This is a genomic window from Streptomyces sp. NPDC018031 (genome assembly GCF_044327625.1).
GTDB lineage: Bacteria > Actinomycetota > Actinomycetes > Streptomycetales > Streptomycetaceae > Streptomyces.
Genome location: NZ_JBIRFT010000001.1, coordinates 1,193,587 through 1,220,157, shown reverse-complemented (window position 1 = coordinate 1,220,157; position 26,571 = coordinate 1,193,587). Strand labels below are relative to the sequence as shown.

Annotated in this window: 39 protein-coding genes; 34 read left to right on the top strand and 5 right to left on the bottom strand. The window is 69.8% G+C overall.

Annotated features, from left to right (window positions below):
• The first annotated feature begins 44 nt into the window (after nt 1-44).
• On the top strand, nt 45-1,238 hold the full coding sequence (gene tuf, locus ACH4B3_RS05200; RefSeq protein ID WP_398461324.1) for an elongation factor Tu: 1,194 nt from the start codon (nt 45-47) through the stop codon (nt 1,236-1,238).
• 323 nt (nt 1,239-1,561) lie between these two features.
• Here tuf and ACH4B3_RS05195 read toward each other — a convergent pair whose 3' ends face one another.
• Complete coding sequence (locus ACH4B3_RS05195; RefSeq protein WP_398461323.1) at nt 1,562-3,712, bottom strand: PIG-L family deacetylase; 2,151 nt, start codon at nt 3,710-3,712, stop codon at nt 1,562-1,564.
• Between the two features lie 206 nt (nt 3,713-3,918).
• On the bottom strand, nt 3,919-5,082 hold the full coding sequence (locus ACH4B3_RS05190; RefSeq protein ID WP_398461322.1) for a hypothetical protein: 1,164 nt from the start codon (nt 5,080-5,082) through the stop codon (nt 3,919-3,921).
• Nucleotides 5,083-5,704: 622 nt separating this feature from the next.
• Here ACH4B3_RS05190 and ACH4B3_RS05185 point away from each other — a divergent pair.
• Nucleotides 5,705-6,598, top strand: a complete 894-nt coding sequence (locus ACH4B3_RS05185; protein WP_398461321.1) for a DUF5753 domain-containing protein — start codon at nt 5,705-5,707, stop codon at nt 6,596-6,598.
• 118 nt (nt 6,599-6,716) lie between these two features.
• Here the strand turns inward: ACH4B3_RS05185 and ACH4B3_RS05180 are convergent, their stop codons facing one another.
• Nucleotides 6,717-7,562 (bottom strand): NAD(P)H-binding protein, encoded by an 846-nt coding sequence (locus tag ACH4B3_RS05180; protein ID WP_398461320.1) that lies wholly within the window; start codon nt 7,560-7,562, stop codon nt 6,717-6,719.
• Nucleotides 7,563-7,644: 82 nt separating this feature from the next.
• Between ACH4B3_RS05180 and ACH4B3_RS05175 the strand changes: the two genes are divergently transcribed.
• Nucleotides 7,645-8,247 (top strand): TetR/AcrR family transcriptional regulator, encoded by a 603-nt coding sequence (locus tag ACH4B3_RS05175; protein WP_398461319.1) that lies wholly within the window; start codon nt 7,645-7,647, stop codon nt 8,245-8,247.
• 18 nt (nt 8,248-8,265) lie between these two features.
• Here ACH4B3_RS05175 and ACH4B3_RS05170 read toward each other — a convergent pair whose 3' ends face one another.
• Nucleotides 8,266-8,823, bottom strand: coding sequence for a GNAT family N-acetyltransferase (locus ACH4B3_RS05170; RefSeq protein WP_398461318.1), 558 nt, complete (start codon nt 8,821-8,823; stop codon nt 8,266-8,268).
• Nucleotides 8,824-9,062: 239 nt separating this feature from the next.
• On the bottom strand, nt 9,063-9,515 hold the full coding sequence (locus ACH4B3_RS05165; protein ID WP_398461317.1) for an ATP-binding protein: 453 nt from the start codon (nt 9,513-9,515) through the stop codon (nt 9,063-9,065).
• Between the two features lie 148 nt (nt 9,516-9,663).
• Between ACH4B3_RS05165 and ACH4B3_RS05160 the strand changes: the two genes are divergently transcribed.
• The 31 genes from ACH4B3_RS05160 to rpsD all read left to right on the top strand — a co-directional run bounded on the left by ACH4B3_RS05160 (nt 9,664) and on the right by rpsD (nt 26,471).
• Complete coding sequence (locus ACH4B3_RS05160; RefSeq protein WP_398461316.1) at nt 9,664-10,560, top strand: helix-turn-helix transcriptional regulator; 897 nt, start codon at nt 9,664-9,666, stop codon at nt 10,558-10,560.
• Entirely contained in the window at nt 10,557-10,763 is a 207-nt protein-coding gene (locus ACH4B3_RS05155; protein WP_398461315.1) for a DUF397 domain-containing protein, read from the top strand. Before ACH4B3_RS05160 ends, ACH4B3_RS05155 begins: the two co-directional genes overlap by 4 nt.
• A gap of 510 nt (nt 10,764-11,273) precedes the next feature.
• Nucleotides 11,274-11,582 (top strand): 30S ribosomal protein S10, encoded by a 309-nt coding sequence (rpsJ, locus tag ACH4B3_RS05150; RefSeq protein ID WP_003948644.1) that lies wholly within the window; start codon nt 11,274-11,276, stop codon nt 11,580-11,582.
• A gap of 13 nt (nt 11,583-11,595) precedes the next feature.
• The gene (rplC, locus tag ACH4B3_RS05145) at nt 11,596-12,240 is read left to right on the top strand and encodes a 50S ribosomal protein L3 (protein ID WP_398461314.1); all 645 of its coding nucleotides are present in this window, start codon (nt 11,596-11,598) and stop codon (nt 12,238-12,240) included.
• A gap of 8 nt (nt 12,241-12,248) precedes the next feature.
• Nucleotides 12,249-12,899, top strand: a complete 651-nt coding sequence (gene rplD / locus ACH4B3_RS05140; RefSeq protein WP_398461313.1) for a 50S ribosomal protein L4 — start codon at nt 12,249-12,251, stop codon at nt 12,897-12,899.
• The gene (rplW, locus tag ACH4B3_RS05135) at nt 12,899-13,225 is read left to right on the top strand and encodes a 50S ribosomal protein L23 (RefSeq protein ID WP_398461312.1); all 327 of its coding nucleotides are present in this window, start codon (nt 12,899-12,901) and stop codon (nt 13,223-13,225) included. Before rplD ends, rplW begins: the two co-directional genes overlap by 1 nt.
• Nucleotides 13,226-13,272: 47 nt before the next feature.
• A complete protein-coding gene (gene rplB / locus ACH4B3_RS05130) occupies nt 13,273-14,109 on the top strand; it encodes a 50S ribosomal protein L2 (RefSeq protein ID WP_398461311.1) in 837 nt (278 codons plus the stop codon).
• A 12-nt stretch (nt 14,110-14,121) separates the two neighbouring features.
• Entirely contained in the window at nt 14,122-14,403 is a 282-nt protein-coding gene (rpsS, locus tag ACH4B3_RS05125) for a 30S ribosomal protein S19 (RefSeq protein WP_004571826.1), read from the top strand.
• Nucleotides 14,404-14,449: 46 nt separating this feature from the next.
• Nucleotides 14,450-14,797 carry a 50S ribosomal protein L22 gene (gene rplV, locus ACH4B3_RS05120; RefSeq protein ID WP_009997296.1) on the top strand — a complete coding sequence of 116 codons (348 nt, stop codon included), beginning with the start codon at nt 14,450-14,452 and terminating at the stop codon, nt 14,795-14,797.
• Complete coding sequence (gene rpsC / locus ACH4B3_RS05115) at nt 14,797-15,630, top strand: 30S ribosomal protein S3 (RefSeq protein ID WP_398461310.1); 834 nt, start codon at nt 14,797-14,799, stop codon at nt 15,628-15,630. Before rplV ends, rpsC begins: the two co-directional genes overlap by 1 nt.
• Nucleotides 15,631-15,635: 5 nt before the next feature.
• Complete coding sequence (gene rplP, locus ACH4B3_RS05110; RefSeq protein ID WP_065963000.1) at nt 15,636-16,055, top strand: 50S ribosomal protein L16; 420 nt, start codon at nt 15,636-15,638, stop codon at nt 16,053-16,055.
• Complete coding sequence (gene rpmC, locus ACH4B3_RS05105; protein WP_197988957.1) at nt 16,055-16,282, top strand: 50S ribosomal protein L29; 228 nt, start codon at nt 16,055-16,057, stop codon at nt 16,280-16,282. The genes rplP and rpmC overlap by 1 nt, the downstream gene beginning before the upstream one ends.
• Nucleotides 16,282-16,569 carry a 30S ribosomal protein S17 gene (gene rpsQ, locus ACH4B3_RS05100; protein ID WP_398461309.1) on the top strand — a complete coding sequence of 96 codons (288 nt, stop codon included), beginning with the start codon at nt 16,282-16,284 and terminating at the stop codon, nt 16,567-16,569. The genes rpmC and rpsQ overlap by 1 nt, the downstream gene beginning before the upstream one ends.
• Nucleotides 16,570-16,667: 98 nt before the next feature.
• Complete coding sequence (rplN, locus tag ACH4B3_RS05095; protein ID WP_055718836.1) at nt 16,668-17,036, top strand: 50S ribosomal protein L14; 369 nt, start codon at nt 16,668-16,670, stop codon at nt 17,034-17,036.
• A gap of 3 nt (nt 17,037-17,039) precedes the next feature.
• Nucleotides 17,040-17,363, top strand: a complete 324-nt coding sequence (rplX, locus tag ACH4B3_RS05090; RefSeq protein ID WP_398461308.1) for a 50S ribosomal protein L24 — start codon at nt 17,040-17,042, stop codon at nt 17,361-17,363.
• The gene (gene rplE, locus ACH4B3_RS05085) at nt 17,363-17,923 is read left to right on the top strand and encodes a 50S ribosomal protein L5 (protein WP_398461307.1); all 561 of its coding nucleotides are present in this window, start codon (nt 17,363-17,365) and stop codon (nt 17,921-17,923) included. The genes rplX and rplE overlap by 1 nt, the downstream gene beginning before the upstream one ends.
• A gap of 5 nt (nt 17,924-17,928) precedes the next feature.
• On the top strand, nt 17,929-18,114 hold the full coding sequence (locus ACH4B3_RS05080) for a type Z 30S ribosomal protein S14 (protein ID WP_059127180.1): 186 nt from the start codon (nt 17,929-17,931) through the stop codon (nt 18,112-18,114).
• 216 nt (nt 18,115-18,330) lie between these two features.
• A complete protein-coding gene (gene rpsH / locus ACH4B3_RS05075; RefSeq protein WP_065963010.1) occupies nt 18,331-18,729 on the top strand; it encodes a 30S ribosomal protein S8 in 399 nt (132 codons plus the stop codon).
• Between the two features lie 21 nt (nt 18,730-18,750).
• Nucleotides 18,751-19,290: a 50S ribosomal protein L6 gene (gene rplF / locus ACH4B3_RS05070; protein ID WP_398461306.1), complete on the top strand. Its 540-nt coding sequence runs from the start codon at nt 18,751-18,753 to the stop codon at nt 19,288-19,290.
• Nucleotides 19,291-19,294: 4 nt separating this feature from the next.
• Nucleotides 19,295-19,678 carry a 50S ribosomal protein L18 gene (rplR, locus tag ACH4B3_RS05065; RefSeq protein ID WP_398461305.1) on the top strand — a complete coding sequence of 128 codons (384 nt, stop codon included), beginning with the start codon at nt 19,295-19,297 and terminating at the stop codon, nt 19,676-19,678.
• A 45-nt stretch (nt 19,679-19,723) separates the two neighbouring features.
• Nucleotides 19,724-20,329, top strand: a complete 606-nt coding sequence (gene rpsE, locus ACH4B3_RS05060; RefSeq protein WP_144380951.1) for a 30S ribosomal protein S5 — start codon at nt 19,724-19,726, stop codon at nt 20,327-20,329.
• Nucleotides 20,329-20,511, top strand: a complete 183-nt coding sequence (gene rpmD, locus ACH4B3_RS05055; protein ID WP_037912396.1) for a 50S ribosomal protein L30 — start codon at nt 20,329-20,331, stop codon at nt 20,509-20,511. Before rpsE ends, rpmD begins: the two co-directional genes overlap by 1 nt.
• A 1-nt stretch (nt 20,512) precedes the next feature.
• Nucleotides 20,513-20,968: a 50S ribosomal protein L15 gene (gene rplO, locus ACH4B3_RS05050; RefSeq protein WP_398461304.1), complete on the top strand. Its 456-nt coding sequence runs from the start codon at nt 20,513-20,515 to the stop codon at nt 20,966-20,968.
• Between the two features lie 205 nt (nt 20,969-21,173).
• Nucleotides 21,174-22,487, top strand: a complete 1,314-nt coding sequence (secY, locus tag ACH4B3_RS05045) for a preprotein translocase subunit SecY (protein WP_398461303.1) — start codon at nt 21,174-21,176, stop codon at nt 22,485-22,487.
• The gene (locus ACH4B3_RS05040) at nt 22,487-23,149 is read left to right on the top strand and encodes an adenylate kinase (protein WP_398461302.1); all 663 of its coding nucleotides are present in this window, start codon (nt 22,487-22,489) and stop codon (nt 23,147-23,149) included. The genes secY and ACH4B3_RS05040 overlap by 1 nt, the downstream gene beginning before the upstream one ends.
• Nucleotides 23,150-23,273: 124 nt before the next feature.
• Nucleotides 23,274-24,116 carry a type I methionyl aminopeptidase gene (gene map, locus ACH4B3_RS05035; RefSeq protein WP_398461301.1) on the top strand — a complete coding sequence of 281 codons (843 nt, stop codon included), beginning with the start codon at nt 23,274-23,276 and terminating at the stop codon, nt 24,114-24,116.
• 254 nt (nt 24,117-24,370) lie between these two features.
• Nucleotides 24,371-24,592, top strand: coding sequence for a translation initiation factor IF-1 (gene infA, locus ACH4B3_RS05030; protein WP_003956442.1), 222 nt, complete (start codon nt 24,371-24,373; stop codon nt 24,590-24,592).
• A 28-nt stretch (nt 24,593-24,620) separates the two neighbouring features.
• Nucleotides 24,621-24,734 (top strand): 50S ribosomal protein L36, encoded by a 114-nt coding sequence (gene rpmJ, locus ACH4B3_RS05025; RefSeq protein WP_003956441.1) that lies wholly within the window; start codon nt 24,621-24,623, stop codon nt 24,732-24,734.
• 187 nt (nt 24,735-24,921) lie between these two features.
• Entirely contained in the window at nt 24,922-25,302 is a 381-nt protein-coding gene (rpsM, locus tag ACH4B3_RS05020) for a 30S ribosomal protein S13 (protein ID WP_398461300.1), read from the top strand.
• A gap of 107 nt (nt 25,303-25,409) precedes the next feature.
• Nucleotides 25,410-25,814, top strand: coding sequence for a 30S ribosomal protein S11 (rpsK, locus tag ACH4B3_RS05015; RefSeq protein WP_014144338.1), 405 nt, complete (start codon nt 25,410-25,412; stop codon nt 25,812-25,814).
• A gap of 30 nt (nt 25,815-25,844) precedes the next feature.
• On the top strand, nt 25,845-26,471 hold the full coding sequence (rpsD, locus tag ACH4B3_RS05010; RefSeq protein ID WP_398461299.1) for a 30S ribosomal protein S4: 627 nt from the start codon (nt 25,845-25,847) through the stop codon (nt 26,469-26,471).
• The last annotated feature ends 100 nt before the right edge of the window (nt 26,472-26,571 follow it).

Genomic DNA, 26,571 nt, shown 5'->3' with positions numbered 1-26,571 from the left:
CAAAGTGTGGATGCGTTACAGAACCACTCCACAGGAGGACCCCAGTGGCGAAGGCGAAGTTCGAGCGGACTAAGCCGCACGTCAACATCGGCACCATCGGTCACATCGACCACGGTAAGACGACCCTTACCGCGGCGATCACCAAGGTGCTGCACGACAAGTACCCGGACCTGAACGAGGCTTCGGCGTTCGACCAGATCGACAAGGCTCCTGAGGAGCGGCAGCGCGGTATCACCATCTCCATCGCGCACGTCGAGTACCAGACCGAGTCGCGCCACTACGCGCACGTCGACTGCCCGGGTCACGCGGACTACATCAAGAACATGATCACCGGTGCGGCGCAGATGGACGGCGCCATCCTGGTGGTCGCCGCCACCGACGGCCCGATGCCGCAGACCAAGGAGCACGTGCTCCTGGCCCGCCAGGTCGGTGTGCCGTACATCGTTGTCGCCCTGAACAAGGCCGACATGGTGGACGACGAGGAGATCCTGGAGCTCGTCGAGCTCGAGGTGCGTGAGCTCCTCTCCGAGTACGAGTTCCCGGGCGACGACGTTCCGGTCGTCAAGGTCTCGGCGCTGAAGGCGCTCGAGGGCGACGCCGAGTGGGGCGAGTCGGTCCTCAACCTGATGAACGCCGTCGACGAGTCGATCCCGCAGCCGGAGCGCGACGTCGACAAGCCGTTCCTCATGCCGATCGAGGATGTCTTCACCATCACCGGTCGCGGTACGGTCGTCACCGGCCGTATCGAGCGTGGTGTCCTGAAGGTCAACGAGACCGTGGACATCATCGGCATCAAGCAGGAGAAGACCACCACCACGGTCACCGGCATCGAGATGTTCCGCAAGCTGCTCGACGAGGGCCAGGCCGGTGAGAACGTCGGTCTGCTGCTCCGCGGCATCAAGCGCGAGGACGTCGAGCGCGGCCAGGTCATCATCAAGCCGGGCTCGGTCACCCCGCACACCTCGTTCGAGGCGCAGGCCTACATCCTCTCCAAGGACGAGGGTGGCCGTCACACGCCGTTCTTCAACAACTACCGTCCGCAGTTCTACTTCCGTACCACGGACGTGACGGGCGTTGTGACCCTCCCCGAGGGCACCGAGATGGTCATGCCGGGCGACAACACCGAGATGTCGGTCGAGCTGATCCAGCCGGTCGCCATGGAGGAGGGCCTGAAGTTCGCCATCCGTGAGGGTGGCCGGACCGTCGGCGCCGGCCAGGTCACCAAGATCAACAAGTGACCTGACCCCCTCCGCGCCGAAGGCTGGCGGGGAGGGACGCTCCCCGGAGCATCACGACCTGGGTCCCACCCACCGGAAACGGTGGGTGGGACCCAGGTCTTTTTCGTGCTGCCGGGGGTGCCGCGCCGCACCGCGGAGCCCGCGGCCGCCCCGTGCGGCGGCCGACCGGGCGGTCATCTCGTGCGGGGCCATGCCGTGCGGGGGTCACCTCGTGCGGCGGTCGGTCCGAGCGGGACCGCCGCGTGCGGGGGCCACCCGGGCGGCGGATCAGGCCCGGGAGGTCGGGGCGGGTCCGGAAGGCGGGGCGGGCCCGGGTGGCGGGATCAGGCCCGGGAGGTGGGGGCGGGCCGCCAGATCCACGGGGTGGCCCCCGGGGACATGCCCACCACGCACAGCCGGCCGGCGCCGCCCGGCAGCACCGCGGGGTCGCCCACCGGTACCAGCCGGCCGGGGGAGCGCAGCGGCCGGGTGCCGACATCGGTGCCGTACCGCAGCAGTACCTCGCCGTCGACGGACTTGCCCGCCAGCAGCACCGTGTCGGCGCTGCCCGGGACCGGCACCGGAAGCGCGGCCACCGGCCCGTACCCGTCGAAGTGGCGCAGCGGTGCCGACGCCGGGCCGGTCAGTGGGTCGAGGGTGTAGAGGTACGGCTGGGCGCCGGCGGGGGAGCGGTAGACCAGCGCGATGGTGCCGTCGGTGGTGAGCACGGCGCCGGGCCGCTCGCCGGGGACCGGCAGCCCGGTCGGCGGCTGGGGCTGCGGCCCGCCGTCGATGTGGCTCTGCGCCCAGTGGTGCACGGTCTCGCGCCCGGCGGCGAAGACGTGGACCAGCTGCTCCCGGTCGAGCAGTACGGTCAGCCCGTCCTGGATCTCGCCGCCGCCCAGCGGCAGCCACTCGCCCCAGTGGCCGGTGGCGGTGCGGACCCGGGTGGCGAGACCCTTGTCGGCGGTGCGGACGAAGAGGTGGACGCGTCCGTCGGGGGTGGCCACGGCGACCGGGGCGCCCACCCGGCGACCGTCCTCCGGGTCGTCGTGCGGGGTGCCCAGCGACTGCCAGGCGCCGAACGGCCCGTCCGGGGTGCGCTCCTCCAGGACGACGATGTCGCGGGTGTTGTCCCGGCCCTGTCCGGCCAGGCCGCTGAACCGCAGCGCGAACAGCAACTGGCGTCCGGTGGTGTCCCGGACCGCGCACAGGGTGGGGGCCAGCGGCCCGCCGCCGAGGTTGCGGGGGGCGCCGAAGCGGCCGCTGCGGGGGGCCGTCTCGCGCCAGCGGACCGCGTGCGTGCCCAGCACCCCGTAGGCGACCAGGCGTCCCTGGCGGTCGGTGGTGGGGGCGGGCAGGGCGCCGGGGTAGCGGTAGTGGGTGGAGCGCACCCAGCCCTTGCGGTTGCGCAGCGGTCCGCCGCCGCCCTGGCTGTAGTCACCGCAGCCCGCGGCGTTGCCGCAGGCCCAGCCGGGGGCGCCGCCGTACGCCTCCAGCAGGCGGGCCTTCCGGCCGACCACGGCGGGGGGCAGGTTGTGCGGCCACCGCTGGTTGTAGTAGCCGCGGAAGGCGGTGGTGGTGAAGCGGGGGGCGCGCCCGTCCCGGCCGGTGGCGTCGGCGACCCACTGGGATATCGCCTTCCAGGTGAAGAGCGCCACCGGGGTGTGGTCGCGGTGGTCGGAGCAGTCCGGCTGGTCGTTGTCGCGGGGGTGCGCGGCGTCGTGGACCTGGAAGTCGGGGTCGGGGTCGAGGGTGTGGATCACGGTGGGCCGGAACCGGTCCATGAGCGCGGCGAGCACGTCGACCAGGGTCTCGTGCCGGTACCGGTACACCTCCCGCTGCGGTGAACCGTCGGCGACCAGGGTGTTGGCCACCACCCCGGGTATGTCCCACAGGTGCGGCAGCCGGACCTTGTTGTCCGAGAGCATGGCGACGTTGAGGAAGACCAGCTGTACCTCGCGGCCGCCGGCGGCCAGCCGGTTGGTCTCGGCCCGGACCCCGCCCGGCAGGTCGGCGACCGCGCGCTGCCAGCGGGTGAACCGGTCCATCCCCAGCATCTCGGCGTACGCCTGGCGCAGTCCCTGGTGGCGGGAGGCGGAGTAGGCGGCCTTGTCCGGCTCCGGCAGCGGTGTGCCGGGTGCCCGGTTGACGCCCTTGGCCTCGCCGGCGGTGACGTAGACGCACACCACCCGGGCGCCGGCCCGCAGCAGGTGCTGGGTGTCCGGGTTCATGAAGTACAGGTCGTCGTCGGGGTGGGCGAGGACCTGCATCAGCACCGTGTCGTTGTCGCCGGTCACCGGTGTGAACGGTTCCGCGCCGAGCGGGTTGACGGACCGGACGGGTGCGGGCGAGGCGCTGGTGGCCGGGGCGGCTTCGGAGCAGGAGACCGCGGTGGCGGCCGTCACCGCGGCCAGGGCGGCCAGCGTGCGGCGGCGGGTGAGAGCGAAAGCGAACCGCTCCGCGGCGTTCGGTGGCATGGCGGTTTGCGGCATGGGGGCATGGCCCCCGGAGTGTCCAGCCATCTGGGTGACCCCGTCCCGTCGTGCAGCACGTGAGTCCCCGGCTGCTTCAGCGTGATATAGGACGGACCGCGATCTTCACAGGTTGCCCTGTCGCGTGGTATTGCCGGTCACAGAATGATCAATGGCGGGAGCATGACAGGCTCCCGCTTCGCCGTCAGCGGGCGATCCCGCCGTCGTCAGCGGGCGGTCCCGCCGGCGGCGGTCCGGCACTCCCGGCAGTGGCCGGGGGACGGGGAGCGGAAGGCGCGGTCGCAGGAATCGCAGTTCTGGAGCGGGTCGGGGCGCGCCGCGGCGGGGGCGGGCGGGTCGTCCGGCAGCTGCGGTGGCAGCAGCCCGGTGAGCCGGTGCGCCAGCAGGGCCGCCGGGTGGCGCAGGTCCGCCGGCAGGTTGGCGGTGAGCGCGTGGCGTACCGCGTCGTGACCGGCGCCACGCTCCAGCCAGGCGGCCACGGCCGGGGCGAGGTGGCGCACGTCCCGCTCGGAGAGGAGGAGCCGGGGCTCGTGTCGGTGCAGGCCGGCGAGGAGCGCCTCGGCGGCCCGATGGCCGTCCGGCGCCGGTGCGGCGGGCCCCGGGAGCGGTGGCGGTGCCGGGCGGGGCGCGGGGATCGGGCCGGGCGCCGGCAGGGTGCGCGTCGCGGCCGGGGGCCCGGGGTCGGCGGGGGCGGGTGACCTCACGGCGGCGGGTGGGGGCGACGGCAGCGTGGCGGGGGCGGGTGGCGGCAGCGCGGCGGGCGGGGACGCGGGCGGTGGGTGCGCGCCGGGCGCGGACGCGGGCGGTACGGGACCGCCGGGCGCCGGTGCGGACGATGCGGGCGGTGCGGAGGCGGCGGCCGGCGGCGGGCCGGGGGCCGGGGCCGGTGTGGCGTACCGGGGCGCCGCCGGGCGGGCGGTCGGGGGCGGCTCGGCGGGCGGGCACGGCGGACGGGGCGGGGCGGCCGCGCCCACCGTACGGCCGCCCGGACCGGGGCGGGCATCGCCCACGGCGGGGCGGGCCGCACCCACCGCGGGGCGGGTCGCACGCACCGCGGGGCGGGCGGCATCGCCGGGGCCGCCGCGGGCTGCCGGGGCGTGGTACGCGACGGTGCGGGTGACGATCCGCCCGTCGGGGGTCCGCACCCGGGTCCGCTCCAGGTAGCCGTGGGCCTCCAGCTCCCGCAGCGCCCCGGCGATCCGGCCCCGCCCCTCCGGGAACCGCCCGGCCAGGGTCCGGATGTCGACCGGTGCGCCGTCCGGCAGCGACTGGATGTGCGCGCCGAGCCCGATCGCGGTCAGCGACAGTTCGCGGTGCTGGGTGAGGTGGTTGCCGATGATCGAGTACCGGCGGGGGTGGCGTTCACTCACCTGGGTGACTCCGCCGACAGTTCGGCGAAGCCGGGAATGGGTGCGCGCGGGCGCGCTACGCTGCTCTCCAGCCATCGGGAAGCGCCTACTTCCTGGGTGGTCAGGCCCTCGACCCGGGATGCCCGTCCCGGCCGGGGGCCGTCGCATTTTCTGCGGTGGTCGGGGCCGAGCCTGCCGCGCTCGCCCGCCGGTGCGCCACTCCAGCCGGGCGCAATCACCCGAGCGGGTGACGGGGTTGGTGGTTTGGCTGGGTGGGTGAGGTCTTTCTCCCGGTTCCTGGGGTTCCCGGATATCCGGTGGTCGGTGCTCTTGGGATCGCCCGCCGCGCCGGGACCCGGCCGATGGGCGCCCGGTCCGCCGGAGGCCGGGATTCCGGGCTCCGGTGCGGAGTTGGGCGGCGGCTCCACGGCCGACTTGAGTGCGACTTGAGCGGAAGATCCGGTTCGGGTGATGTTTCCGCGTGCCGCACTCCGTGTGACGGCGTGTGTCTAGGGTGATAACAGTATCGACGCCTGTACGGACCGTGGCTGTCCGGTGCGGGGCCCGGTGCTGTCCGGACCACACGCCGTGACGTGTCCGGGCGGGCGGTGACGCAGACCGACGGGCACTCGGAGGTGGGCTCATGACCGGCGACAACGGCGTTGCGGAAGGCCCGAGGCACAGGGGCCTCGCGACGGACGGCGCGAACGGTCCCGGGTGGGACACCGGGGTGGAGGAGGGCCGCAGCGGCACCGCGGTGAGAACGGTCGGCAGCCTCGCGGTCCGCCTGGAGGAGACGCGGTCCCGGCAGCCGGAACGGGGCCCGGCCATCGGCTACCGGGAGGCGGCCCCGGCCGCCGAGCGGGGGCGGCGGAAGTCCGCGCCGAGCTTCCTGACGCTGACGGACGAGCCGCCGGTGTCCGGCGGGCAGCTCGCGGTCCTGGAGAAGGACGTCATGGCGGCCGGGCAGCCCGGGCGGACGCGGCGCCCGGGCCGGCTGGAGGACGACGCCGTCGAGCTGGGCGCCTACAACAACTCCGTCGTCGACGCACTGCTCCAGACCGAGGAGTACGCCCGCGCCGTCCTCGGCGGCCGCCGTCCGGCGTTCACCGAGGCGGAGCTGGAGCGGCGGGTGGCGGCCCGGATGGCCCGGCAGGACATCCTGCTGCGCTCGGAGACGCGGACCGGGTTCACCTTCGTGCAGTGCGAGGCCACGCTGCGCCGCACGGTCGGCGGCCGGGCCGTGATGCGCCGCCAGCTCGAACACCTCCTGGAGGTCGGGCAGTGGCGGAACGTGGACCTGCGGGTGCTGCCGCTGAGCTGCGCGGAGAACGCCGGACTCGGAGGCTCGCTGCGCGTGCTGCGGCTCCGGGACGGCAGCACCGTGGGACACAACGAGGTGCAGATGGGCAGCCCGTTGTTCACCGACCCCAAGGAGGTCCGGGTCCTCGACATCCGCTTCGAGGCCATCCGGGGGCAGGCGCTCCTGCGGTGGGAGTCGCTGGCCTTCATCGAGAAGGTGCTGGGAGAGCTGTGAGGCGGGCCGGGGCCCGGCGGGCGGAGCGCCGGGCCCCGGCCCGCCCTGCCGCCGGACCCCGGTGAACGGTGCCGCCGCCGGACAGCGCCTTCCGGACGCGTCGCGCCCGGGAGGCTTCCTACCGGAACGCGGCCAGGTTCCGGGCGACCCAGTCGCCGAACGGGCGGGCCGGGCGGCGCAGCACCTCCGCCACGTCAGGGCCGGCCGTCTGCTCGGCCGGGAGCGGCGCGCCGAGGATGTCCAATGTGCCGCTGACCGCCTCCTCCGGCATGAACCGCGCCATCCGGGCGTGCGCCTCCGCACGCGACAGCTCCACGAACGCGACGTCCTCGCCCAGCGCCTCGGAGATCACCGCGGCCTGCCGGCGCGGGCTGATCGGCTCGGGGCCGGTCAGCTCGTACGCCCGGCCGGCGTGACCGTCCTCGCGCAGCGCGGCGGCGGCGACCGCGGCGATGTCGTCCGGGTCGACGACCGGCAGCGCCACGTCACCGAACGGAGCGAAGACCGTGCGCCGGGCGCGGACCGGCTCGGCCCAGGCGAAGGCGTTGGACGCGAAACCGCCGGGGCGCAGGATCGTGAACTCCAGCCCGGACGCGCGTACGGCGGCCTCGTACTCCCGCAGCCGGGCGTGTGAGCCCGCGTCCGGGCGGGTGGCACTGACCTGCGAGGAGAGCAGGACGACCCGCTTGATCCCGGCATCGGCGGCCGCCTCCAGCAGGGCGCCCGGGCGTTCGCCCCGGCTGTTCAGCTCGCCGCCCAGCAGGACGAACAGGGCACGGCTGCCTTCGATGACGGGCCGCATGCTCTTCGCGTCGCCGAGGTCGGCCCGGCCGCTCCGGACGCCGGTCGGCAGCCCCGCGGGCCGTGGCTGCCGGGACACGGCGACGACCTCCTCGCCCGCCTCGGCCAGCAGTCGTACCAGCGTCCGCCCGACGTTCCCGGTCGCACCCGTCACAGTGATCACGATGGCTCTCCTCGGTGAGTTAGTTGGCTAACTGAGAACGACCGTAGCACGGTCCCACGGGAGGCTGTCTATAGTCAGTCGGGTGACCAACTCAGTGAATCCGCGGGCGCGGGCGTCCGAGAAGCGCCGCCGACTCACCCGGGCCGCGGCACGGGTGCTGCACGAGCAGGGCGTCGAGCGCACCACCCTCGCCGACATCGCGCGGGAGGCCGAAGTCCCCGTCGGGAACGTCTACTACTACTTCAAGACCAAGGACGAGCTGGTCAGCGCCGCCCTGGCCGAGCACAGCGCGCACCTGGACGAGATCACCGCCCGGCTGGAGCAGTCGGACGACCCGCGCGACCGCCTCAAGGCGCTGGTCGAGGGCTGGATCGGCGCGCGGGACGTCGCCGCCCGCTACGGCTGTCCCACCGGCACGCTGGCGGTGGAACTCGACAAGCGGGCGGACGGGACCCTCGACGCGGAGGCCGGCGCGGTGATCCGGCGACTGCTGGACTGGGCCGGGCAGCAGTTCCGCGCACTGGGCCTGGCCCACCCGGACGATCTGGCCCTCACCCTGGTCTCCGGCTATCAGGGCATGTCGCTCCTGGCCAACGCCCTGCGCGACCCCGACGTCATGACCCGGGAGGGAACCCGCCTGCTGCGCTGGCTCGACTCGCTGGAGAGCGCCGACCCGCAGAGCTGAACAGGCCGGCGGCGGGCGCTACGCCGGCCGGCGGTCGTTCAGGATCCGCTGGAAGATCAGGTGATCGCGCCACGCCCCGGCGATGTGCAGGTACCGGGGGGCGGTGCCGATCAGCTCGAAGCCGCACCTGATCAGGACGCGCTGCGAGCCGATGTTGTCGACGCGGGTGCTCGCCTCGACCCGGTGCAGGGCCAGCCGCTCGTCGGCGATGCCCAGGACCGCTCGGGTGGCGGCGGTGGCCAGCCCCCGGCCGGTGAGGCCGGCGTCGATCCAGTAGCCGAGATAGGCGTTGCGGAACGGCCCCAGCACGATGTTCGACAGGGTGATGGTGCCGATGATCCGCTCGCCGTCGTCCAGGACCCAGGGCAGCAGTCGGCCGGCGTCCCGCTGCGCGAGCTGGTCGTGCAGCCGCTCGGCCTGGCCCTCGGGGGTGTGGAAGCGGGCGTCGCGGTCCGGTTCCCACGGCCGCAGGTGTTCCCGGTTGCGCAGATAGGCGCGGCAGAGGGCGTCGGCGTCCTCCGGCGCGAGGAGGCGCAGCCGCACCCCGTCGGCCACGGTCACGGCGGGAACGTCCATGGCGGTCAGGATAGGTGGCCGGAGCCGCCGGGCGGGTGAACCGGTTCGGGAGGAGCCCCCGCCCGGGGACGCCGGGTCGGGCGTCCGCGCCGCGCCCGGACGCGCCCCGCGCCCCCGCCCCGGACGCGGCCCGGCCCGCGCGCTCCCTCGCACGCCGCGCCGACGCCAACGCGTCGTCTCGCCAGGCGGGTTGGGGCCGGTACCCGGGCCGCCGGCACGGGCACCGGCGGCGTGGCGGCTCAGCTCCGCAGGTCCAGCTCCGCCCACACCGTCTTGCGGGGGAGCGGCCCGAGGAAGGTGCCCCAGCGGTCGGCCAGTTCCTCGACGAGCAGCAGGCCGTAGCCCGACTCGCGGTGCCCCTGCCCGCTGCCGTCCGTGTGGCGGCGGATCACCGGGACCTGTTCGGTGCGGGTGTCCGCCACCTCGATGCGCACCGTGGTCACCGGGCCGTGCGCGGTGGCGCCCAAGCTCAGCCGGAAGCTGCGACCGGGCATCCGGCCGTGCCGGGCCGCGTTCGACGCGAGTTCGGCGATCACCAGGGCCGCCGGCTCGAACGGCAGCCCCCAGGAGCGGAGTTGCTCGACCGAGAGCAGCCGGGCCAGCCGGGCCGCCTTGCGGGTGGCCGAGAGCAGCACGGTGAACTGGAGATCGGCTTGAGCGGACGTGTCGGTTCGAGTGATGTTGTGGCTCACATCACTCAGCGTGGCCAAGCGTGACTAGGCTGAAAAGTACCGATGCCTGTACGGACGGTGGTCGTCCGGCTCCGGTCCGGCCCTGTCCGGCCCGTCCGCCGGAGGCGGCAGGCGTCGCACACGGACGCGTATACGGGAGGTGGGGGCCATGACGGTGGGCAGCGGTGCGGAGGAGCGCGGGAGGCCCGCGGAACTCTTCACGGACGGTGCGGACGGCGCGGACTGGGAACCCGGCCTGGCGGACGACAGCGGAGCGGTGGTCAAGGCGGTCGCCCGCCAGATCAAGCTGTGGCGGGAGGCGGCCGGGCTCCGGCAGGCCGAGCTGGGCGCGGCCATCGGATACGGAGAGGAACTGGTGTCCGCCGTGGAGCGGGGGCGGCGCATTCCCCGGCCGGAGTTCCTGGACAAGGCGGACGACGCCCTGGGCGCGGGCGGGAAGATCGCCGCGATGAAGAAGGACGTCGCGGAGGCGCGGTACCCGAAGAAGGTGCGGGACCTGGCACGTCTGGAGGCCGAGGCGGTCGAGCTGGGGGCGTACAACAACTCAGTCGTGGACGGACTGCTGCAGACCGAGGAGTACGCACGTGCCGTCCTCGGCAGCCGTCGTCCGGTCTTCCCTGATGAGGAACTCGAAAGGCGGCTGGCAGCCCGGATGGCCAGGCAGGAGATCTTGAGTCGTCCCGGGGTGATGACGGTGTTCAACTTCGTGCAGTGCGAGGCCACGCTGCGGCGAGCCATCGGCGGCAGGACGGTCATGCGGGAGCAGCTTCGGCATCTGCTGGCGATGGCCCGACTGCGGAACGTGGACCTCCAGGTGCTCCCGCTGGGCCGGGAGGAGAACTCCGGGCTGGGCGGTTCGTTCCGGCTGCTCCGGCTCCGGGACGGCAGCACCGTGGGGCACAACGAGGTCCAGCTGGTCAGCCGGGTCATCGCCGATCCCAGAGAGTCCCAGATCCTCGACATCCGCTATGGGATTATCCGAGCGCAGGCTCTCACGCCACGGGATTCGCTCGCCTTCATCGAGAAAGTGCTGGGAGAGACATGACCCTCAGGCCCACTACTCAAGATGGCTCCGTGCTGGAATGGCGCAAGAGCAGCCACAGTACGGATGACGGCCCAGCGTGCGTCGAGGTGGCGGCCGCCCCCGGCGTGGTGCGCGTCCGGGACTCCACGGACCCCCAGGGGCCGTGGCTCGCCTTTGCTCCGGAAGAGTGGAGCGCGTTCGTGAGGTTCGCGGCAGCGGGCTGAGCGGGGCCGGCCCCGTCCTCCGACCCGCCCGGCGGTGACCGCCGAGCGCGCCCCGTGCGCGCGGCGGCCGGGTCCCGGGGCGGCGGTCGCCACCGGCCGTGCCGCCCGCCGGGGCGGCCGGGCCCGCGCACCTCGGGGGTTCGTCGCTACTCGCGTGGGGTAAGCTCCCACGCCCGATTCGCGATGGCGACAGCCCGTATGGCACACTGTTCAGGTTGCTCGGTTGAGTGCCGATGCTGCGCGCCTCCCGCCGGGAGGACCGGAAGCGAGTCCCACGGTACTCGTCACCCCTTCTCAGGGGTGGAAGTACGGGAATCTTCCGGGAAGCGTCAGCGGGGCCCCAGCCAGGCGCCCGGTGGGTGTCTTTCCCCCACGTACCCCTTTCACCAGGGAATCTCTCCAGGGAGATTTACAAGAAGGGGCGCGACACGCCCGACCGCGGGGGTCGGAGGAAAGACGGGAACGCACCGGGTCCCAGAGCGTTACGAGAGACAGGACTACGAAGTAGCCATGGCGGGACAGAAGATCCGCATCCGGCTCAAGGCCTACGACCACGAGGTCATCGACTCCTCGGCGAAGAAGATCGTCGAGACGGTGACCCGCACTGGTGCGTCGGTCGCGGGCCCGGTGCCGCTGCCCACTGAGAAGAACGTGTACTGCGTCATCAAGTCGCCGCACAAGTACAAGGACTCGCGCGAGCACTTCGAGATGCGCACGCACAAGCGCCTCATCGACATCCTCGACCCCACGCCGAAGACCGTCGACTCGCTGATGCGTCTCGACCTGCCGGCCGGCGTCGACATCGAGATCAAGCTCTGAGGTGACGCGCGAGATGGCTAAGCAGATCAAGGGCGTCCTGGGCGAGAAGCTCGGTATGACGCAGGTGTGGGACGAGAACAACCGTGTCGTCCCGGTCACCGTCGTCAAGGCCGGTCCCTGCGTCGTGACCCAGGTCCGTACCGCTGACACGGACGGCTACAGCGCCGTCCAGATCGCCTTCGGCGAGATCGACCCGCGCAAGGTGAACAAGCCCCTCAAGGGCCACTTCGCGAAGGCCGACGTCACCCCGCGCCGCCACCTGGTGGAGCTGCGTACCGCTGACGCCAGCGAGTACACGCTCGGCCAGGAGGTCACCGCCGAGGTGTTCGAGTCCGGTGTCAAGGTCGACGTGACCGGCACCAGCAAGGGCAAGGGCACCGCCGGTGTCATGAAGCGCCACGGCTTCAAGGGCCTGGGCGCCGGTCACGGCACCCAGCGCAAGCACCGCTCGCCGGGCTCGATCGGTGGCTGCGCCACCCCGGGCCGCGTGTTCAAGGGCCTGCGCATGGCCGGCCGCATGGGCAACGAGCGGGTCACCACCCAGAACCTGACCGTCCACGCCGTTGACGCGGAGAAGGGCCTGCTGCTCATCAAGGGCGCGGTTCCTGGTCCGAACGGCGGCCTCGTCCTGGTCCGTACCGCGGCCAAGGGGGCCTGAGGTAACCGATGAGCACCATTGACATCCTTTCGCCGGCAGGCGACAAGGCCGGGACCGTCGAGCTCCCCGCGGAGATCTTCGACGCTCAGGTCAGCGTTCCGCTGATCCACCAGGTCGTCGTCGCACAGCTGGCCGCTGCCCGACAGGGCACGCACAAGACGAAGACTCGCGGCGAGGTCCGCGGCGGTGGCAAGAAGCCCTACCGCCAGAAGGGCACCGGTCGCGCCCGCCAGGGTTCGACCCGCGCGCCGCAGTTCGCCGGTGGTGGCGTCGTGCACGGTCCCGTGCCGCGCGACTACTCGCAGCGCACCCCGAAGAAGATGAAGGTCGCCGCCCTGCGTGGTGCCCTCTCCGACCGGGCGCGCCACTCCCGTATCCACGTGGTGACCGGCGTGGTGGACGGCGACATCTCCACCAAGGCCGCCAAGTCCCTGCTGGGCAAGATCAGCGAGCGCAAGAACCTGCTCCTGGTCGCCGAGCGCTCGGACGAGGCCGCGTGGCTGTCCGCCCGCAACCTGCCCCAGGTGCACATCCTGGAGCCGGGCCAGCTGAACACGTACGACGTGCTCGTCTCCGACGACGTGGTCTTCACCAAGGCCGCCTTCGAGTCCTTCGTGGCTGGTCCCAAGGCCGCTGAGCTCGAAGGGAGCGACGCCTGATGACTGAGGCGACCGCTGTCACCAGCAAGACCTTCTCCGACCCGCGCGACATCCTCGTCAAGCCGGTCGTCTCCGAGAAGAGCTACGCGCTGCTGGACGAGAACAAGTACACGTTCATCGTCGACCCGCGCGCGAACAAGACCCAGATCAAGCAGGCCGTCGAGGCGGTCTTCTCGGTCAAGGTCACCGGGGTCAACACGATCAACCGGCAGGGCAAGCGCAAGCGCACCCGCACCGGTTTCGGGAAGCGCGCCAACACCAAGCGCGCCATCGTGACCCTCGCCGAGGGCAGCCGCATCGACATCTTCGGCGGCCCGGTCTCCTAACGGAGGCCGGAACGTCCAGAAGTCCGGAATCTTCCGAGGACTGAGAAATGGGTATCCGCAAGTACAAGCCGACGACCCCGGGCCGTCGTGGCTCCAGCGTCGCCGACTTCGTCGAGATCACGCGGTCCACGCCGGAGAAGTCGCTGGTCCGCCCGCTGCACAGCAAGGGTGGTCGTAACAACTCGGGCCGCGTCACCGTCCGCCACCAGGGTGGCGGTCACAAGCGCGCGTACCGCGTGATCGACTTCCGTCGTCACGACAAGGACGGCGTGCCGGCGAAGGTCGCTCACATCGAGTACGACCCCAACCGCACCGCGCGCATCGCACTGCTGCACTACGCGGACGGTGAGAAGCGCTACATCATCGCTCCGCGTGGCCTGTCGCAGGGTGACCGGATCGAGAACGGCCCCGGTGCCGACATCAAGCCCGGCAACAACCTGGCGCTGCGCAACATCCCGGTCGGTACGATCATCCACGCCATCGAGCTGCGGCCCGGTGGCGGTGCGAAGTTCGCCCGCTCCGCCGGTGCCTCCGTGCAGCTGCTGGCGAAGGAGGGCACCATGGCCCACCTTCGTATGCCGTCCGGTGAGATCCGCCTGGTCGACGTCCGCTGCCGCGCCACTGTCGGCGAGGTCGGCAACGCCGAGCAGTCGAACATCAACTGGGGCAAGGCCGGCCGTATGCGCTGGAAGGGCGTTCGCCCGACCGTCCGCGGTGTGGTCATGAACCCCGTCGACCACCCGCACGGTGGTGGTGAGGGCAAGACCTCCGGTGGTCGCCACCCGGTCTCGCCGTGGGGTCAGAAGGAAGGACGTACTCGCTCGCCGAAGAAGGCCAGCAACAAGTACATCGTCCGCCGCCGCAAGACGAACAAGAAGCGCTAGGAGCGGGTTTAGATGCCGCGCAGTCTCAAGAAGGGGCCCTTCGTCGACGACCACCTCGCCAAGAAGGTGGATGTCCAGAACGAAGCCGGCACCAAGAACGTCATCAAGACCTGGTCCCGCCGCTCGATGATCGTCCCGGCCATGCTCGGCCACACGATCGCGGTGCACGACGGCCGCAAGCACGTCCCGGTGTTCGTCACCGAGTCGATGGTCGGCCACAAGCTCGGCGAGTTCGCGCCGACCCGCACCTTCCGCGGCCATGAGAAGGACGACCGCAAGTCGCGTCGTCGCTGATCTGCGGAAATAGCGAAGACCAATGACTGACACCGAAGGGACAACCATGGAAGCCAGGGCCCAGGCGCGGTACATCCGCGTCACGCCCATGAAGGCCCGCCGCGTGGTGGACCTCATCCGTGGCATGGATGCCACGGAGGCTCAGGCGGTCCTGCGTTTCGCCCCGCAGGCCGCGAGCGTGCCGGTGGGCAAGGTGCTGGACAGCGCCATTGCCAACGCCGCGCACAACTACGACCACACCGACGCCTCCACGCTGGTCATCAGCGAGGCGTACGTCGACGAGGGTCCGACCCTGAAGCGGTTCCGGCCGCGCGCCCAGGGCCGCGCCTACCGGATCCGCAAGCGGACCAGCCACATCACCGTGGTCGTCAGCAGCAAGGAAGGAACCCGGTAATGGGCCAGAAGGTTAACCCGCACGGGTTCCGGCTCGGCATCACCACGGACTTCAAGTCCCGCTGGTACGCCGACAAGCTGTACAAGGACTACGTCAAGGAAGACGTCGCCATCCGCCGGATGATGACGAAGGGCATGGAGCGCGCCGGTATCTCCAAGGTGGAGATCGAGCGCACCCGTGACCGCGTCCGCGTCGACATCCACACCGCCCGGCCGGGCATCGTCATCGGCCGTCGCGGCGCGGAGGCCGACCGTATCCGCGGCGAGCTGGAGAAGCTCACCGGCAAGCAGGTCCAGCTGAACATCCTCGAGGTCAAGAACCCCGAGACCGATGCCCAGCTGGTCGCGCAGGCCGTCGCCGAGCAGCTGTCCTCCCGCGTCTCCTTCCGTCGCGCCATGCGCAAGAGCATGCAGTCGACGATGAAGGCCGGCGCCAAGGGCATCAAGATCCAGTGTGGTGGCCGTCTCGGCGGCGCCGAGATGTCCCGCTCGGAGTTCTACCGCGAGGGCCGCGTGCCCCTGCACACGCTCCGCGCGAACGTCGACTACGGCTTCTTCGAGGCCAAGACCACCTTCGGCCGCATCGGCGTGAAGGTCTGGATCTACAAGGGCGACGTCAAGAACATCGCCGAGGTCCGCGCCGAGAACGCCGCCGCCCGCGCCGGCAACCGCCCGTCGCGTGGTGGCAGCGACCGCCCGGCCCGTGGTGGCCGTGGTGGCGAGCGTGGCGGCCGCGGCCGCAAGCCGCAGCAGCAGAGCGCCGCTGCCGAGGCCCCCAAGGCCGAGGCCGCTGCCGCTGCTCCGGCCGCTGAGAGCACCGGAACGGAGGCCTGACCGACATGCTGATCCCTCGCAGGGTCAAGCACCGCAAGCAGCACCACCCGAAGCGGTCGGGTATGGCCAAGGGCGGCACGGAGCTGGCGTTCGGCGAGTACGGCATCCAGGCCGTCACCCCGGCGTACGTCACCAACCGGCAGATCGAGGCCGCTCGTATCGCCATGACCCGCCACATCAAGCGTGGCGGCAAGGTCTGGATCAACATCTACCCGGACCGGCCGCTCACCAAGAAGCCCGCCGAGACCCGCATGGGTTCCGGTAAGGGTTCGCCGGAGTGGTGGATCGCGAACGTCAAGCCCGGTCGGGTGATGTTCGAGCTGTCCTACCCGAACGAGAAGATTGCTCGTGAGGCGCTCACCCGCGCTGCTCACAAGCTTCCGATGAAGTGCCGGATCGTGCGGCGCGAGGCAGGTGAGTCGTGATGGCGGCGGGGACGACCAAGGCGTCCGAGCTGCGTGAGCTGAACAACGAGGACCTCGTTGCGAAGCTGCGTGAGGCCAAGGAGGAGCTGTTCAACCTCCGCTTCCAGGCGGCGACCGGACAGCTTGAGAACCACGGCCGGCTGAAGGCCGTCCGCAAGGACATCGCCCGGATCTACACCCTGATGCGGGAGCGCGAGCTCGGCATCGAGACGGTGGAGAGCGCCTGATGAGCGAGAAGAATGTGACTGAGAACGCCCCCGAGCAGCGCGGCTTCCGCAAGACCCGTGAGGGTCTGGTCGTCAGCGACAAGATGGACAAGACCGTCGTCGTCGCTGTCGAGGACCGCGTCAAGCACGCGCTGTACGGCAAGGTCATCCGCCGTACCAACAAGCTCAAGGCGCACGACGAGCAGAACGCCGCGGGTGTCGGCGACCGCGTCCTCCTCATGGAGACCCGGCCGCTGTCCGCCACCAAGCGCTGGCGCGTCGTCGAGATCCTCGAGAAGGCCAAGTAATTCCTGAAGGCATTCGCCTTCTGGACAGTTCCGCCAGGCTCCGCGGGGGCTGCTGACGCAGCCCCCGCGGGGAACCGGCAGACGATCAGGAGATAGACGTGATCCAGCAGGAGTCGCGACTGCGCGTCGCCGACAACACTGGTGCGAAGGAAATCCTTTGCATCCGTGTTCTCGGTGGTTCCGGTCGCCGCTACGCGGGCATCGGTGACGTCATCGTCGCCACCGTCAAGGACGCGATCCCCGGTGGCAACGTGAAGAAGGGCGACGTCGTCAAGGCTGTCGTCGTGCGCACCGTCAAGGAGCGCCGCCGCCCCGACGGCTCGTACATCCGCTTCGACGAGAACGCGGCGGTCATCCTCAAGAACGACGGTGACCCCCGTGGCACCCGCATCTTCGGCCCGGTGGGCCGGGAGCTGCGCGAGAAGAAGTTCATGAAGATCATCTCGCTCGCGCCGGAGGTGCTGTAACCGATGAAGATCAAGAAGGGCGACCTGGTCCAGGTCATCACCGGTAAGGACAAGGGCAAGCAGGGCAAGGTCATCGAGGCCTACCCCCGCGAGGACCGCGTCCTGGTCGAGGGTGTCAACCGGGTCAAGAAGCACACCAAGGCCGGTCAGACCGCCCGTGGCTCCAAGACCGGCGGCATCATCACGGTCGAGGCCCCGGTGCACGTGAGCAACGTGCAGCTCGTCGTGGAGAAGGACGGCCAGAAGGTCGTCACCCGCGTCGGGTACCGCTTCGACGACGAGGGCAACAAGATCCGCGTTGCCAAGCGGACCGGTGAGGACATCTGATGACTGCCACCACCAACGCGCCGCGTCTCAAGACGCGCTACCGCGAAGAGATCGCCGGCAAGCTGCGTGACGAGTTCAAGTACGAGAACGTCATGCAGACCCCCGGCCTGACCAAGATCGTGGTCAACATGGGTGTGGGCGACGCCGCCCGCGACTCCAAGCTGATCGAGGGCGCCATCCGCGACCTCACCACGATCACCGGCCAGAAGCCCGCCGTGACCAAGGCCCGCAAGTCCATCGCGCAGTTCAAGCTGCGCGAGGGCCAGCCGATCGGTGCCCACGTCACCCTCCGCGGTGACCGCATGTGGGAGTTCCTGGACCGCCTCCTGTCGCTCGCGCTGCCGCGTATCCGCGACTTCCGCGGTCTCTCGCCGAAGCAGTTCGACGGCCGGGGCAACTACACCTTCGGTCTCACGGAGCAGGTCATGTTCCACGAGATCGACCAGGACAAGATCGACCGCGTCCGGGGTATGGACATCACCGTGGTCACCACGGCGACCAACGACGACGAGGGCCGGGCCCTCCTTCGTCACCTCGGCTTCCCCTTCAAGGAGGCGTGAGCGAGATGGCGAAGAAGGCTCTGATTGCCAAGGCCGCCCGCAAGCCCAAGTTCGGTGTGCGCTCGTACACCCGCTGCCAGCGTTGTGGCCGTCCGCACTCCGTGTACCGCAAGTTCGGCCTCTGCCGCGTGTGCCTTCGTGAGATGGCTCACCGTGGCGAGCTGCCGGGCGTGACCAAGAGCTCCTGGTAATTCCCCTAATAGGGGATGAACCAGGACTCTCGGTAAGCATCTGGACGGCAGGCACCCTCTCCCGCATCCCTTAGGCTTGTGGGGTTGGGCGCCTGCCGCCCGAGACCGTCTTACTACGCCGTAGGTCCCCGCGCCGCACCCGCTCCGACACGTCACGTGATCGGGGAGAGGGATGGCGCAGATAGGAAACCCCGGCGAGAGAGGCCGAAGGCCATCATGACCATGACCGATCCGATCGCAGACATGCTCACGCGTCTGCGAAACGCGAACTCGGCTTACCACGACTCCGTCGTGATGCCGCACAGCAAGATCAAGTCGCACATCGCGGAGATCCTCCAGCAGGAGGGTTACATCACCGGCTGGAAGGTCGAGGACGCCGAGGTCGGCAAGAACCTCGTCCTGGAGCTGAAGTTCGGCCCGAACCGCGAGCGCTCGATCGCCGGCATCAAGCGGATTTCGAAGCCGGGCCTGCGGGTCTACGCAAAGTCCACCAACCTGCCGAAGGTGCTCGGCGGCCTGGGCGTGGCGATCATCTCCACGTCGCACGGGCTCCTCACCGACAAGCAGGCGAGCAAGAAGGGCGTGGGTGGGGAAGTCCTCGCCTACGTCTGGTAACCCGGGAACGGAGGAATAGCCATGTCGCGTATTGGACGGCTGCCCATCCAGGTTCCCGCTGGTGTGGACGTCACCATCGATGGCCGTACGGTCGCTGTGAAGGGCCCCAAGGGTTCTCTCTCGCACACCGTTGCCGCGCCCATCGAGATCGCCAAGGGCGAGGACAACACCCTCGTTGTCTCGCGCCCGAACGATGAGCGTCAGAACAAGGCCCTGCACGGCCTGTCCCGCACGCTGGTGGCGAACATGATCACCGGCGTGACCCAGGGCTACAGCAAGGCGCTCGAGATCAGCGGTGTCGGTTACCGCGTCCAGGCGAAGGGCTCCAACCTGGAGTTCTCCCTGGGCTACAGCCACCCGATCCTGGTCGAGGCCCCGGAGGGCATCACCTTCAAGGTGGAGTCCCCCACGAAGCTGAGCGTCGAGGGCATCGACAAGCAGAAGGTCGGCGAGGTCGCCGCGAACATCCGCAAGCTGCGCAAGCCCGACCCCTACAAGGCCAAGGGCGTGAAGTACGCGGGCGAGGTCATCCGCCGCAAGGTCGGAAAGGCTGGTAAGTAAAGCCATGGCATTCGGTGTGAAGATCGCCAAGGGCGACGCCTACAAGCGCGCCGCCGCGAAGCGTCGCCACATCCGCGTCCGCAAGCGGGTCTCCGGTACGCCGGAGCGTCCCCGCCTGGTCGTGACGCGTTCGAACCGCGGGATCACCGCTCAGGTCATCGACGACATCGCGGGCCACACGCTGGCCTCCGCGTCGCACCTGGACGCTTCGATCCGCGGCGGAGAGGGCGACAAGACCGCGCAGGCCAAGCAGGTCGGCTCGCTCGTCGCCGAGCGCGCCAAGGCCGCCGGTGTCGACGCCGTCGTGTTCGACCGTGGTGGCAACCAGTACGCCGGGCGCATCGCCGCCCTTGCGGACGCCGCCCGCGAGGCCGGGCTCAAGTTCTGAGCACGGTTCCGTAGCTAGCGGACGTTAACGAGAGAGGTAATTCCAATGGCTGGACCCCAGCGCCGCGGTGGCGGCGCCGGTGGCGGCGAGCGGCGGGACCGTAAGGACCGGCGGGACGGTGGCGCTGCCGCCGAGAAGACCGCTTACGTCGAGCGTGTTGTCGCGATCAACCGCGTCGCCAAGGTTGTGAAGGGTGGTCGTCGCTTCAGCTTCACCGCGCTGGTCGTGGTGGGCGACGGTGACGGCACCGTGGGTGTCGGTTACGGCAAGGCCAAGGAGGTGCCGGCCGCCATCGCCAAGGGCGTTGAGGAGGCCAAGAAGCACTTCTTCAAGGTCCCCCGGATCGCCGGCACCATCCCCCACCCGATCCAGGGTGAGGAGGCCGCGGGTGTGGTGCTGCTCAAGCCGGCTTCCCCGGGTACCGGTGTCATCGCCGGTGGTCCGGTGCGTGCCGTGCTGGAGTGCGCGGGCATCCACGACGTGCTGAGCAAGTCGCTCGGTTCGTCGAACCCGATCAACATCGTGCACGCCACGGTGGCCGCTCTCCAGGGCCTGCAGCGCCCGGAGGAGATCGCCGCCCGTCGTGGCCTGCCGCTCGAGGACGTCGCTCCCGCCGCTCTGCTGCGGGCGCGTGCCGGGGTGGGTGCGTAATGGCTCGCCTCAAGGTCACGCAGACGAAGTCGTACATCGGCAGCAAGCAGAACCACCGCGACACCCTGCGTTCGCTCGGGCTCAAGCGCCTGAACGACGTGGTTGTCAAGGAGGACCGTCCCGAGATCCGCGGCATGGTGCACACCGTCCGCCACCTCGTGACGGTCGAGGAGGTCGACTGACATGGCGGAGAGCAAGCCGCTGAAGGTCCACAACCTCCGGCCCGCCCCGGGCGCCAAGACCGCCAAGACCCGTGTCGGTCGTGGTGAGGCGTCCAAGGGTAAGACCGCTGGTCGTGGTACCAAGGGCACGAAGGCCCGTTACCAGGTTCCGGAGCGCTTCGAGGGTGGGCAGATGCCCCTCCACATGCGTCTCCCGAAGCTGAAGGGCTTCAAGAACCCCTTCCGCACCGAGTACCAGGTCGTGAACCTGGACCGGCTGGCCGCGCTCTACCCGCAGGGTGGCGAGGTCACGGTGGCCGACCTGGTCGCCAAGGGTGCGGTGCGCAAGAACGAGCTCGTCAAGGTGCTCGGCACCGGCGAGATCACCGTGGCGCTGCAGGTGACGGTCGACGCCGTCTCCGGCTCCGCCAAGGAGAAGATCACCGCCGCCGGCGGTAGCGTCACCGAGCTCGTCTGAGCCCGATGCACATCGGCCGGGGATGTCCCTGATAAGGGGCATCCCCGGTTGGTCGTTCCAAGGGGGGCATGCTCGCCGGTAAGGTGGCGAGCGCTGTTACCTTCCGCGCGGCGTGCGTCCGTGCGGGCGTTGGCTGTTTTCGTATTCGTCGATCCCTCAAGACCGTCACCTCTCGCGCACGCACGCGGGGGGCGCAGGAGGCACCGTGCTCACCGCGTTCGCCCGGGCGTTCAAGACGCCCGACCTGCGCAAGAAGCTGCTGTTCACGTTGGGCATCATTGTGTTGTTCCGGCTCGGGGCGCATATCCCGGTGCCGGGCGTCGACTACAAGAACGTCCAGACGTGCGTGGACGAGGCCGAGGCCAATCAGGGCCTGTTCGGCCTGGTGAACATGTTCAGCGGTGGCGCACTGTCACAGATCACCATCTTCGCGCTGACGATCATGCCGTACATCACGGCGAGCATCATCCTGCAGCTGCTGACCGTGGTGATCCCGCGCCTGGAAGCCCTCAAGAAAGAGGGACAGGCCGGCCAGGCGAAGATCACGCAGTACACCCGTTATCTGACCATCGGACTGGCGGTCCTGCAGAGCACCGGCCTGGTGGCCACGGCCCGCAGCGGCTCCCTCTTCAGCAACTGCTCCGTCGGCAACGACATCGTCCCGGACCGCTCCATCTTCGTGACCGTCGTCATGGTCGTCACGATGACCGCCGGTACCGCCCTCATCATGTGGATGGGTGAGCTGGTCACCGACCGCGGCATCGGCAACGGCATGTCGATCCTGATGTTCGTCTCGATCGCGGCCGGCTTCCCGAGCGGTCTGTGGGCCATCAAGCAGTCCGGCGACATCATGGGCGGCTGGCTGGAGTTCGCCCTGGTGATCGTCTGCGGTCTGGCCATGGTCGGCCTGGTGGTCTTCGTCGAGCAGGCCCAGCGGCGCATCCCGGTGCAGTACGCGAAGCGCATGATCGGCCGCCGTTCGTACGGCGGAACCTCGACCTACATCCCGCTGAAGGTGAACCAGGCGGGTGTGATTCCTGTCATCTTCGCCTCGTCGCTGCTCTACATCCCGGCCCTGATCGTCCAGTTCAGCAATTCCAACGCGGACTGGGCGGTGTGGGTCAAGGACAACTTCGTGCAGGGTGACCACCCGGTTTACATGGTCAGCTACTTCCTGCTGATCGTCTTCTTCGCCTTCTTCTACGTGGCCATCTCCTTCAACCCCGAAGAAGTTGCCGACAACATGAAGAAGTATGGTGGCTTCATCCCGGGCATCCGGGCTGGTCGTCCCACTGCGGAGTATCTGAGCTACGTGCTGAACCGCATCACGTGGCCCGGCTCTCTCTATCTGGGCCTGATCGCCCTGGTGCCCACGGTGGCACTGGTGACGCTCAAGGCCAATCAGAACTTCCCGTTCGGCGGCACGAGCATCCTCATCATCGTGGGTGTCGGCCTGGAGACCGTGAAGCAGATCGAGAGCCAGCTCCAGCAGCGACACTACGAAGGGTTCCTCCGCTGATGCGAATCGTCCTCGTCGGGCCTCCCGGGGCTGGCAAGGGTACGCAGGCCGCGTACCTGGCCAAGAACCTCTCCATCCCGCACATCTCCACCGGAGACCTCTTCCGCGCCAACATCAGCCAGGGCACCGAGCTCGGCAAGAAGGCGAAGTCCTACATGGACGCGGGAGACCTGGTCCCCGACGAGGTGACCATCGGAATGGCCAAGGAGCGGATGTCCCAGCCGGACGCCGCGAACGGCTTCCTCCTCGACGGTTTCCCGCGGAACGTCTCGCAGGCCGAGGCGCTCGACGGGATGCTGAAGTCCGAGGGCATGCAGCTGGACGCGGTGCTGGACCTCGAGGTCCCCGAGGACGAGGTGGTCAAGCGCATCGCGGGCCGCCGTATCTGCCGGAACGACTCCAGCCACGTCTTCCACGTGGACTACTCCGCGCCGAAGGCCGAGGGCGTCTGCGACGCCTGCGGCGGGGAGCTGTACCAGCGTCCGGACGACTCCGAGGAGACCGTCCGGACCCGGCTGGACGTCTACCACACCCAGACCGAGCCGATCATCGACTACTACCGGGCGCAGGGCCTGGTGGCCACGATCCCGGCGCTCGGCCAGGTGAACGAGGTGACCGAGCGGGCCATGGCGGCCTTGTCGCACAAGGGCAAGGCGGCCTGATCCCAGCAGCCTCCTACGGCCGCGGTGCCCCTCCCGGGGCGTCGCGGCCGTACTGTTGAGCAGACGGCGCCGCCGCCGCGGCGCCAGGACAGCGGAACCGACACTGAGCGTGGAAGGCACCCCCATGGTGGAGATCAAGACTCCTGAGCAGATCGCGAAGATGCGAGAGGCCGGGCTGGTCGTCGCGGCCATCCACCAGGCGTGCCGGGCCGCCGCCGTGCCGGGCGCCACCACCAAGGACCTGGACGACGTCGCCCGCAAGGTGATCGCCGAGCACGGCGCCAAGTCGAACTTCCTCGGGTACGGCGGCTTCCCCGCGACGATCTGCACCTCGGTGAACGAGGTCGTGGTGCACGGCATCCCGGACACCGAGACGGTGCTCAAGGACGGCGACGTCATCTCCATCGACGCCGGCGCGATCGTCGACGGCTGGCACGGCGACGCCGCCTTCACGGCCTTCGTGGGCACCGGTCACGCTCCGGAGCTGGTCGAGCTGAGCCGGGTCACCGAGGAGTCGATGTGGGCCGGGATCGCGGCGGTCCGCAAGGGCAACCGCCTGGTCGACATCTCCCGGGCCATCGAGGGCTACATCCGGCGCCAGCCGCTGCCGGCCACCGGCAAGTACGGGATCATCGAGGACTACGGCGGCCACGGCATCGGCAGCGAGATGCACATGGACCCGCACCTGCTGAACTACGTCTCCCGCAAGCGCGGCAAGGGCCCCAAGCTGGTCCCCGGCTTCTGCATCGCGATCGAGCCGATGGTGAGCCTGGGCACGGCCCGCACGCACGTGCTCGCCGACGACTGGACGGTCAAGACGGACGACGGCTCCTGGTCGAGCCACTGGGAGCACTCGGTCGCGCTGACCGAGGAGGGCCCGCTGGTGCTCACCGCCGTGGACGGCGGCCGGGCGAAGCTGGCCGAGTACGGCATCGAGGCCGCCCCGGACCCGCTCGCCGGGGCCTGAGGTACCGGCCCCCCGCACGCCCCGGGAACCTGTTCGAGGCACCGCCGGTGTCCGCCGTCCGGCGGGCACCGGGTCACCCGGTGGCGGGCGTAACGATCAATTCACCTGGGCAGACTGCCCCCGGTTTCGTGTTTCGGGACGTGCTGACGTAGACTGACACGTCGGCTCACGCATGCCCTCATGTCATGTCGCTCGATATGACCTGAACGATCATGCCACGGGCCGATCAAGGTAGCCGATCCCGAAAGCAGGACATGGCCAAGAAGCAAGGCGCCATCGAAATCGAGGGCACCGTGATCGAGTCTCTGCCGAACGCTATGTTCAAGGTGGAGCTGCAGAACGGTCACAAGGTCCTCGCGCACATCAGCGGCAAGATGCGTATGCACTACATCCGCATCCTGCCCGATGACCGGGTTGTCGTGGAGCTGTCTCCGTACGACCTCACGCGCGGACGGATCGTCTACCGCTACAAGTAGATCTCACGACCCGGAGAACCTCACACCCATGAAGGTCAAGCCGAGCGTCAAGAAGATCTGCGACAAGTGCAAGGTGATCCGCCGCCACGGCCGGGTCATGGTCATCTGCGACAACCTGCGCCACAAGCAGCGCCAGGGCTGACGCGACCACTTCTGCACCTCGCAGTTTCTTCGCGCGACGACGCACAGCAACACGTACATACGCAGTCACCCGCCCCGCCTGTGCGGGGAGCGACACCCCCGGTCGGAGGCCGGGGACCCGGACCCGCGGCCCAGGGCCGCGCCGGGAGTGGTGCTGCGGAAGACCTCCGAATAACAAGGAGCCATGCATGGCACGCCTCGCAGGCGTTGACCTTCCGCGCGACAAGCGCGTCGAGGTCGCCCTCACCTACGTCTTCGGTATCGGCCGTACCCGGTCCCAGGAGACCCTCGCCGCCACCGGCGTGAACCCGGACACCCGGGTCCGCGACCTGGCCGAGGAGGACCTGGTCAAGATCCGCGAGTACGTGGACGCCAACCTCAAGACCGAGGGTGACCTCCGTCGTGAGATCCAGGCCGACATCCGCCGCAAGGTCGAGATCGGCTGCTACCAGGGTCTGCGCCACCGCCGTGGCCTGCCCGTCCACGGTCAGCGCACCAGCACCAACGCGCGTACCCGCAAGGGCCCGCGTCGCGCGATCGCCGGTAAGAAGAAGCCGGGCAAGAAGTAGTCCACACCGGACGCTAGCTGCGGATCTCCGGGGATCACCCCGGACACCCCGCAAGTCATCGCGGTCCGGCAGTAGGACCGACCACCTCCACGGGAGATAGCAGACTTATGCCTCCGAAGGGCCGTCAGGCCGGCGCCAAGAAGGTGCGCCGCAAGGAGAAGAAGAACGTCGCCCACGGGCACGCTCACATCAAGAGCACGTTCAACAACACCATCGTCTCGATCACCGACCCCACCGGGAACGTGATCTCCTGGGCCTCGGCCGGCCACGTCGGCTTCAAGGGCTCGCGCAAGTCCACTCCGTTCGCCGCGCAGATGGCCGCCGAGTCGGCCGCCCGCCGCGCCCAGGAGCACGGCATGCGCAAGGTCGACGTGTTCGTCAAGGGTCCGGGCTCCGGCCGTGAGACCGCGATCCGCTCGCTCCAGGCCACCGGCCTGGAGGTGGGCTCGATCCAGGACGTGACGCCGACCCCGCACAACGGGTGCCGCCCCCCGAAGCGGCGCCGGGTCTGATCACCGGCTGATCTAGGAGACAAGTAAACAATGGCGCGTTACACCGGGGCCGACTGCAAGCGTTGCCGTCGGGAGAAGCAGAAGCTCTTCCTCAAGGGGAGCAAGTGCGAGAGCGCGAAGTGCCCGATCGAGATCCGTCCTTACCCCCCGGGTGAGCACGGACGCGGGCGCACCAAGGACAGCGAGTACCTGCTGCAGATGCGTGAGAAGCAGAAGGCGGCGCGTATCTACGGTGTCCTGGAGAAGCAGTTCCGTGGCTACTACGCGGAGGCCAACAGGAAGACCGGCAAGACCGGTGAGAACCTGCTGCGCATCCTCGAGAGCCGGCTGGACAACGTGGTCTACCGGGCGGGCTTCGCCAAGTCCCGGGACCACGCCCGTCAGCTGGTCCGCCACGGCCACTTCGTCGTGAACGGCGTGAAGACCGACATCCCGTCGGCCCGCGTCGCCGTGAACGACATCATCGAGGTTCGCCGGAAGTCCCGGACCATGACCCCCTTCCAGGTGGCTCAGGCCGAGGCGGGCGAGCGGACCGTGCCGGCGTGGCTGGAGGCCATTCCGTCGCAGCTGCGCATCCTCGTGCACAACCTGCCCGAGCGCCAGGTGATCGACACCCAGGTGCAGGAGCAGCTGATCGTCGAGCTCTACTCGAAGTAGGGCTCGCCCTGATCGCCGGGTACCGCCGTACGGCGGAACCCGCGGGTACGGGCGGTACGGACCCGTCCGGTCGGTACCGCCCGTACCCTTGTCAGTGCCG